Origin of the sequence: Methylothermaceae bacteria B42, from assembly GCA_001566965.1 — a bacterium.
In the GTDB taxonomy this organism is placed as follows: domain Bacteria; phylum Pseudomonadota; class Gammaproteobacteria; order Methylococcales; family Methylothermaceae; genus Methylohalobius.
In genome coordinates this window covers 92,118-99,625 of the sequence record LSNW01000011.1, presented here as the reverse complement: position 1 = coordinate 99,625, position 7,508 = coordinate 92,118, and the positions used below count along the sequence as shown (strand labels likewise).

8 protein-coding genes and 1 pseudogene are annotated in these 7,508 nt (G+C 52.2%); 5 read left to right on the top strand and 4 right to left on the bottom strand.

Annotation, left to right across the window (positions count from 1 at the left end; all coding sequences use genetic code 11):
- Positions 1–693: pseudogene (locus AXA67_06165) on the bottom strand (hypothetical protein).
- Complete coding sequence (locus tag AXA67_06160; protein ID KXJ41435.1) at positions 686–997, bottom strand: hypothetical protein; 312 nt, start codon at positions 995–997, stop codon at positions 686–688. Before AXA67_06160 ends, AXA67_06165 begins: the two are co-directional and overlap by 8 nt.
- Positions 998–1,044: 47 nt before the next feature.
- Here AXA67_06160 and AXA67_06155 point away from each other — a divergent pair, with 47 nt between their 5' ends.
- The 3 genes from AXA67_06155 (at position 1,045) to AXA67_06145 (ending at position 2,813) form a co-directional block, all read left to right on the top strand.
- The gene (locus AXA67_06155) at positions 1,045–1,281 is read left to right on the top strand and encodes an exodeoxyribonuclease VII small subunit (GenBank protein KXJ41434.1); all 237 of its coding nucleotides are present in this window, start codon (positions 1,045–1,047) and stop codon (positions 1,279–1,281) included.
- On the top strand, positions 1,271–2,173 hold the full coding sequence (locus tag AXA67_06150; GenBank protein KXJ41433.1) for a geranyl transferase: 903 nt from the start codon (positions 1,271–1,273) through the stop codon (positions 2,171–2,173). Before AXA67_06155 ends, AXA67_06150 begins: the two co-directional genes overlap by 11 nt.
- A 70-nt stretch (positions 2,174–2,243) precedes the next feature.
- Positions 2,244–2,813, top strand: coding sequence for a hypothetical protein (locus AXA67_06145; protein ID KXJ41432.1), 570 nt, complete (start codon positions 2,244–2,246; stop codon positions 2,811–2,813).
- A 55-nt stretch (positions 2,814–2,868) separates the two neighbouring features.
- Here AXA67_06145 and AXA67_06140 read toward each other — a convergent pair whose 3' ends face one another.
- On the bottom strand, positions 2,869–5,361 hold the full coding sequence (locus AXA67_06140) for an ABC transporter permease (protein KXJ41431.1): 2,493 nt from the start codon (positions 5,359–5,361) through the stop codon (positions 2,869–2,871).
- A complete protein-coding gene (locus AXA67_06135) occupies positions 5,358–6,053 on the bottom strand; it encodes an ABC transporter (protein KXJ41444.1) in 696 nt (231 codons plus the stop codon). The genes AXA67_06140 and AXA67_06135 overlap by 4 nt, the downstream gene beginning before the upstream one ends.
- Before the next feature lie 22 nt (positions 6,054–6,075).
- Between AXA67_06135 and AXA67_06130 the strand changes: the two genes are divergently transcribed.
- Positions 6,076–6,681, top strand: coding sequence for an arylesterase (locus tag AXA67_06130; GenBank protein KXJ41430.1), 606 nt, complete (start codon positions 6,076–6,078; stop codon positions 6,679–6,681).
- Between the two features lie 259 nt (positions 6,682–6,940).
- Positions 6,941–7,507 carry a hydrolase gene (locus tag AXA67_06125; protein ID KXJ41429.1) on the top strand — a complete coding sequence of 189 codons (567 nt, stop codon included), beginning with the start codon at positions 6,941–6,943 and terminating at the stop codon, positions 7,505–7,507.
- Position 7,508: the final 1 nt, after the last annotated feature.

The following is a 7,508-nucleotide window of genomic DNA, read 5'->3' as shown; positions in this document are numbered from 1 at the left end:
CACCGAAGAATCGCTGACATCCATGCTCTGCACCAGCCGGAGCTGGATGTGTTTTTGCAGCCACCAAAAACCTAGCGCCACCGACACCCCCCGGCTGATCCCGGTAGCAACGGCAGCGCCCCCGATTCCCATGCCCCAGTGGTAGATGAATAAAGGATTTAACGCCAGATTGAGCAACGTGGCCATAATCTGCAGAACCATGACCTTACGGACATGCCCCATGGCAATGAAAATGCCGTCCAATAACGGCGCCAGGGCAAGGGGAAATCCTGCAATTGCAAGCCAACGCAGATATTCCGCCGCCTCTTGCCGGGCTTGAGGGGCAAGATTGAGCAAAGCAGCAATCCGGTCAGCGCCTAAACCTGAAATCAACAAAACCACACTGCCAATGGCAATTGCGCCAAACAAACCATTACCCACCACCCGCCGTCGCCATTGATCATCCCGTGCACCAGTGGCGCGCGCAACCAAGGGCCCGGCGCCTGCCGCAGTAATACTGTAAATGGCATAAAAAGCAATCAAAACAAAGGTGCAAGCCCCCACTGCCGCTTGCGCAGCCACACCGATCCACTGGACAGAAAATTGATCGATAACCTTAAAAGCGTTATTAAGCAGGACGGAAACCGCCGCCGGCCAAGCGAGTGCGAAAACCTGGCCGATGGTAACCTTGTCATGAATGATTTTGTCAGTCACACGGCTCTACCCAAAATTTGGGCTCTAAAATCCAGGATCGCTTGCACTTGGGGCACTTCCCTGGCTTTTTTATTTTTTCTTTACCGAATACAAAGCCACAATGGCGGCATCTTGCAGGCTCAATCTGCAAACAAAGGTTTTGATGCACCAGGGAAAGGCGAAGATGCTGTAAATCTTCAGCCACCTCTTTGGGGGTGCACCCGAATTGTTGGGCCAATTCCCAAAGTGTCCAGGGCCGGATTTGGAGAACTTCTAATAGCTGCTTTCTGCTCACATTTGAAATAACTGCCGGGTTTTTTGACACATTATGCCAAAAACCTTATCGTAACGGCTTTTCGCACCTAAATAGCTATGGCCAAACGCAAAGTCAGTTTTGAAACCCAACTGAAAGAACTGGAAAAGATTGTCACCCGCCTGGAACAAGGCGATGTCAGCCTAGAAGAATCCCTGAAGCTCTTCGAGAAAGGGGTACAATTGGCCAGTGCCTGCCAGAACGCCTTGCAAGAAGCGGAACAAAAAGTTCAAATCTTGACCCAGGCCAATGGTGATTCCCAACTCAAACCATTCCATAGTGATAATGAGCGCTGAAAATCAATTGAAAGCATTTATGGCATCCTGCCAGCAACGAGTCGAATCGGCGCTGGATCAACGTTTACCCCCGGCAGACAAGCTCCCGTCCCGCCTGCATCAAGCCATGCGCTACAGTGTGCTCAACGGTGGCAAAAGGCTGCGGCCGATTTTGACCTATGCCACAGGGGAAGCACTGGGCATTCCCCCAGAACAATTAAATGGCCCTGCCTGCGCGGTGGAATTTATTCACGTTTATTCTCTCATTCACGATGATTTACCAGCCATGGATGATGATGAGCTACGGCGCGGAAAGCCCACTTGCCATATTCAATTTGATGAAGCCACCGCCATTCTCGCAGGCGACGCCTTGCAAGCGTTAGCATTCCATGTACTGGCAGGGGATCCGAGCATGGACGTTTCCGCCGATGCCCGTATTGCCATGGTTGATACTTTGGCCACTGCCAGTGGCTCAACGGGCATGGTGGGCGGACAGGCAATAGACCTGGCTTCCGTGGGGCTAAAGCTGGACTTGCCGGCCCTGGAGATGATGCATATCCATAAAACCGGGGCCCTGATTCGTGCCAGTGTCCGTCTGGCAACCTTGGCCAAGTCTGGTGTCGCACCGGAAATTGCGGAGGGGCTGGATCATTATGCCAAATGTATCGGCCTGGCTTTCCAGATTCAGGACGATATTCTGGACGAAGAAAGTGACACTGCCACCTTGGGAAAAACCCAAGGTAAAGATAGGGCTCAAAACAAGCCCACCTACCCTGGATTGCTTGGCCTTGAAGGCGCCAAACAAAAAGCCAGGGAAATGCACGAAGCCGCTTTAGCGGCACTAGAACCTTTGGAAGGGCAAGCCGATTTGCTGAAAGCCTTATCTCTCTTTATTATTCAGAGGCGTCATTAGTATAATCGCTTGGTATTTACAATGTTAAGATCAATCAGCCTGTCAGGCTGAAGTCAAGAGGAGGTAGAAAATGGCAAATGAAAATGAAAAGGATCAATCCACAGAAGAAAGTGGGGTTACCGAAAAAGTCGAAGAAGCCGTAGAAAAAGCCAAAGAAGTTGCAGGTGAAGCCGCGGAAAAGGTCGAAGAGCTCGCTGAAGATGTCACGGAAGAAGCGAAGGAAGCCGCATCAGGAATTGCGGCCACTGTCCTTTCTTTAAAGGAAAAGAACCCAAAGCTATTTTATGGCGGCATTGCCGCAATTGTTTTATTGCTCTTCGGATCATTCTTCCTTGGGGGTGGCGGTGGCACCAAAGCACCGGTGCCGACTATTCAAATCGGCAAAACCTACACCTTGGTTAATCCCAATGTAACGGGCGGTGGGGACGTGCTTTTATTCTCTGCGCCGGGACGTTTAGGCGCTACAGATCCTAAAATCCGAGAACAAGAGCAAGTGTGCGTTGTGGATTCCGGCACTAAAGCGAAGGTCACCGAGCAGACTGTGGTCAACTATATTCAATACGTTAAAGTCGAGCCCCTGGAAGGAGACTGCGCGGGCAAATCCGGCTGGACATCCATTGTTAACTTGAAAGCCGAGTAAGACTTTCAAAACCCTCACAGAGAAAAGGTATGGGTTGAATGGCCCATACCTTTTTTTATATCTCCCGGAAAACCCGTACCGGACTTTGCCGAAACACCTTGCGGGTGCTCCAATAGCCTGCTATCCCTGTCAGCAAGGCCCCAGTGACAGGTAATATCAACCATAGAAATGGATGAAGCTGGTATGCCATCCGAAAAACCCTGGCATACACAACCCATATCACAATTTCAGTCAGACACACTGCTAATGTCCCCGCCAACGCACCCAGCCCAAGAAATTCAACCCACAGGCTGACTTGTAATAACCGCTTTCTAGCGCCAAGCGCTTTCAACAATGCCCCCTGATAGATTCGCTCGTCAATGGAGCTTCTCACGGCCGCCATCAACACGGTTATCCCTGCCAGTAAGGCAAAGGAGAGCACGTATTCCACAGCAAAATTGACCTGGCGCAAAATCATCCGGAAGCGCTTCAAAATCATTTCCACCTCCACCAGGGTCACGTTGGGGAAACGTTTGATTAATTGGCTGAGCCTGGCTTTTTCCGTCACCGGAAGATAAAAGCTGGTCATATAGGTAGCGGCAAAACCCTCTAGACTTCCTGGCGCGAAGATCATATAGAAATTAGGGGTCATGGAATCCCACTGCACGGTACGTAAGCTGGTTGCGCGAGCATCTATCCGCCTGCCTTCCACCAGAAAACTCAAACGATCACCCACATGAATTCCCAGGCTTTTAGCTAAATCCAACTCGACTGACACTTGCCGCTCTTCGAGGTGATTTCGCCACCATTGACCGGAAACCAGACGATTATCGCCCGGCAATTGCGTTGCCCAGGTCAGGCTTAAGTCCCGATTGATCGCCATTTCCCCTTCACTATCCTTGCGCGCCAGACGATGGACATCCATGCCGTTGACTTCAATCAAACGGCCCCGAACAATGGGAAAGAATTCACTGCTTTGAGCGCCCAAATCATTGATCAAAAAGTTTTTAAACGATTCCAATTCATGGGGGAAAATATTCAGCACAAAGTGGTTGGGGGCATTGTCTGGCAACTGACTTTGCCAAGTCTCCACCAAATCGGTTCGTACCAGCAAACTCACAGCCATCGCCGCCAAAGTCACGCAAAAAGCCAGAACCTGCCCGATAGTGGCTTGCCGGTGCCGGCTCAGGTTCCGGAGACCCAAACGCCAGGCCAGGCTCGTTCGTTTGATGGCAACCTGACTGACAAGCAACAACCCATAAACCAATGCCGCGAGAACCAACAACCCACCAATTCCGCCCCCCAAAATAAGAAAGCTTAATTCATAATCTTTGGTAAAACGCCATAACAAAAGCGTCACCACCATCACAGCCAGACCATAAACCAGCCACGCACTGATGGGCGGGGGGCTCAATTCCCGGCGCAATACCAATAATGGCGGCACCCTCTTTAAGCGCAGCAGCGGCGGCAAAGCAAAACCCAACAGCATCAGCAGGCCGGTGACCGGACCAAAGCTATAGGCGAACCAGTCCGGTTGGGCGAGATGTTCGGGCAATAAATTCCGTAAAAAATAAAGCAGCGTCTCCTGTACCGCCCAGCCGATAAAAGTACCCATCGCACAGGCGATGATGCCCAGCACCAAAAATTGCAGCACATACAAACGCAAAATTTCTCCTTGCCGCGCTCCCATGCATTTCATGACGGCAGTGGCATCGAAATGGCGCTCGCTGTAACGACGCGCCGCCATCGCCACGGCCACCCCGGCAATTAGTACCACCATGATACTGGTGAGCCCAAGGTAGCGCTCTGCCCGGCTAACCGCCCGCCCGACATCCGGCCGGTCCACCCGGATATCCAGCAACCGCTGATTGCTTTGCAGTTTTGGCTTCAGCCAGCGTTTGAAAGGCTCTAATTGCCGCTGACCGCCCGCAAACAGAAAGTTGTAATGTGCCCGGCTGCCCGGGGCCAAAATTCCCGCAGCAGGCAAATCTTCAATTCGCATTAACACCCGGGGCGCCAGACTATAAAAATTGGTGCGGGTGTCAGGCTCATAAGTAATAATCCGGTCAATCGCCAGAGATACCTTGCCTACCTGCAAGGTATCGCCCAAGCGCAGCCCCAATTGCGCCAAAACCCGGCTTTCCACCCAAACATGGCCAGGAGGCGGGGGCTGACGGGTGACTGTCTCTTGGGCCAGATCGGTTGTCGTGGTTTTCAAAAAACCCCGTAGCGGATAGTTTTCGGAAACTGCTTTCACCCCCACCAACAGCAATTGATCTTGCTCTACCACGACGCTGGTAAATTCAATTTTTTCGCCGGTGGCAAGCCCCATTGACCGGGCCCGCTCCAACCAGACTTTGGGAAGAGGCGAATGGCTGGTAACCACCATATCCGCCGCCAGAAAATCCGCCGCTTGTTGCGTCATGGTGCGAGTCAACCGATTGGCCACCAATACGATGGCAGTGGTACTGACAACCGCAATGATCAATGCCAATACCAAGATACTCAGCTCTCCCGCCCGCCAATCTCTGCGCAACAGGCGCCAGGCCATCGAGAATCCGGTTTTCATCGCTGCACCTTGATTTTTCCCGCTTCCAATAACAGGGTTTTCTCACAGCGTTGGGACAACGCCTCGTCATGGGTCACCAATACCAGCGTCGTGGCCTGAGCGCGGTTCAATTCAAACAATAGATCGATGATATGGCCGCCAGTACGCCGATCCAGATTGCCGGTAGGCTCGTCGGCAAACAGGATTTTGGGCATGGTGACAAAGGCCCGGGCAAGGGCGACTCGCTGTTGTTCTCCACCCGACAATTGCCGGGGATAGTGCTCCAACCGGTGACTGAGTTCTACCCGTTGCAGAAATTCCCGGGCCATGGCCTCCGCTTTCGTCTCGCCTTTCAATTCCAGAGGCAACATGACATTTTCAAGGGCCGTCAAGCTGGGCAGTAATTGAAACGACTGAAAAACAAAACCCACCATTTGCCCCCGTAGTTGGGCGCGGCCGTCTTCGTCCAAATCAGTCAAGGAAACGCCATTAATGAGTACACTACCAGAGGTTGGCAAGTCCAAACCCGCCAGCAAGCTCAGCAATGTGGACTTCCCGGAACCAGAGACGCCCACGACAGCGACGGTTTCGCCAGCATGAATTGTCAGGTTGACATCCGTTAAAATATCCAGTCGGCCCTCCAAGGTAGGGACCGATTTTCCAAGATGATGGGTTTGAATCATGGCTTGGGCAGTGTTTTCTGCCTTGGCCATCTCACGAATTGAGGCTTGTTGCATGGTTAAAGCTTGGCTCTTGTTCATTCTGTTCATCGGTTTGCCGCAGTCAGTGTATTCGGCCACCATTTTAGTCTTGGGCGATAGTTTAAGCGCGGGTTACGGCATCCCTATCGATCAAGGCTGGGTTGCCTTGCTGGAACAACGGCTTAAAAAAGAGCATAAAGACATCCAGGTTGTCAATGCCAGCATCAGCGGGGAAACCACTGCCGGGGGAAGGTATCGGCTTCCCGGGCTTTTAAAACGCCACCACCCGGATATTGTCATCGTGGAGTTGGGGGGTAATGACGGTCTGCGCGGCATCGCGCCAAAACAAATGGAACAGAATCTGGCAGCCATGATTGAGACGGCACGGCAAGGCGGCGCCAAAGTATTGTTGCTGGGCATGAAGATGCCCACCAATTACGGCCCTCAATTTGCGCAACTGTTTGAATCTGTTTATGCAAAACTGGCGAAAAGATATGGGGTTAGGTTGATTCCTTTTTTCCTCGATGGCGTGGCCATGGATGCCAGTTTAATGCAGGCTGACGGCATTCATCCCAACGTCAAGGCTCAAGCGCAACTGCTGGAGGCCGTCTGGGGACCTTTATCCAACATGTTAAACTAATTCACTGATGTTACGCACGATCATTCCCCATTATCGTCCCCCTCCCCCGCAAGCGGGGGAGGGGGCAAGGACGGATTCCCTGACTGCCGTGCCGGCAAGGGAGGGAATGTAGGCTGTTCTCCGGCCTTCATCTACCACGATGGGAGAGGCGATAACCAAGCATTGACTCCCCTCTCCCTGTGGGAGAGGGGCCGGGGGAGGGGGCATTCCGGGCAAGTGCGTAACCTCAGTAATTCATTTTATCCCAAGAGGAAGATTTATGGCCGTTGACCCCGTTTTATGTTCTGCTGCCGATAGTTTATTGGTAGTCATTGATATTCAGCCCTGCTTGGCTGAAGCCATGCCGGAAGAAGAGCGGGAATCGATGATAGGCAATACCGCGATGTTGCTGCAAGCGGCATCAGAACTGGATATTCCCATGATTTTAACCGAACAATACCCTCAAGGACTGGGGACTACGACCCCGGAGTTGCTCGGCTTTCTGCCCCAAAACACCTCGCCTCTCCCTAAAACCGGCTTTTCCTGTTTTTGCGCGGAAGGGTTTAAGAGCGTATTGGCAGACTCCCGGTGCTCGCAAGTGATTGTTACAGGACAAGAGACGCATGTTTGCGTGTTGCAGACGGCATTTGACTTCCTTCATCAGGGATATCAAGTCTTTGTCGTGGAAGACGCTGTTTGTTCCCGCAATCCGGAACATAAAATCTATGCCTTGGAACGCATGCGCCAGGCAGGGGCGGTGGTTACTTGCGGCGAATCGGTGTTATTTGAATGGCTCAGAGACGCCAGCCACCCAAAATTCAAATCCCTGGCCCAACTTATCCGCTGAA

What these genes read in the sequence shown, in the direction of transcription:
- AXA67_06155 (KXJ41434.1), top strand. Translation starts at nt 1,045, where the DNA reads ATGGCCAAACGCAAAGTCAGTTTTGAAACCCAACTGAAAGAACTGGAA.
- AXA67_06150 (KXJ41433.1), top strand. Translation starts at nt 1,271, where the DNA reads ATGAGCGCTGAAAATCAATTGAAAGCATTTATGGCATCCTGCCAGCAA.
- AXA67_06145 (KXJ41432.1), top strand. Translation starts at nt 2,244, where the DNA reads ATGGCAAATGAAAATGAAAAGGATCAATCCACAGAAGAAAGTGGGGTT.
- AXA67_06140 (KXJ41431.1), bottom strand. Translation starts at nt 5,361, where the DNA reads ATGAAAACCGGATTCTCGATGGCCTGGCGCCTGTTGCGCAGAGATTGG.
- AXA67_06135 (KXJ41444.1), bottom strand. Translation starts at nt 6,053, where the DNA reads ATGGCCAAGGCAGAAAACACTGCCCAAGCCATGATTCAAACCCATCAT.
- AXA67_06130 (KXJ41430.1), top strand. Translation starts at nt 6,076, where the DNA reads ATGGTTAAAGCTTGGCTCTTGTTCATTCTGTTCATCGGTTTGCCGCAG.
- AXA67_06125 (KXJ41429.1), top strand. Translation starts at nt 6,941, where the DNA reads ATGGCCGTTGACCCCGTTTTATGTTCTGCTGCCGATAGTTTATTGGTA.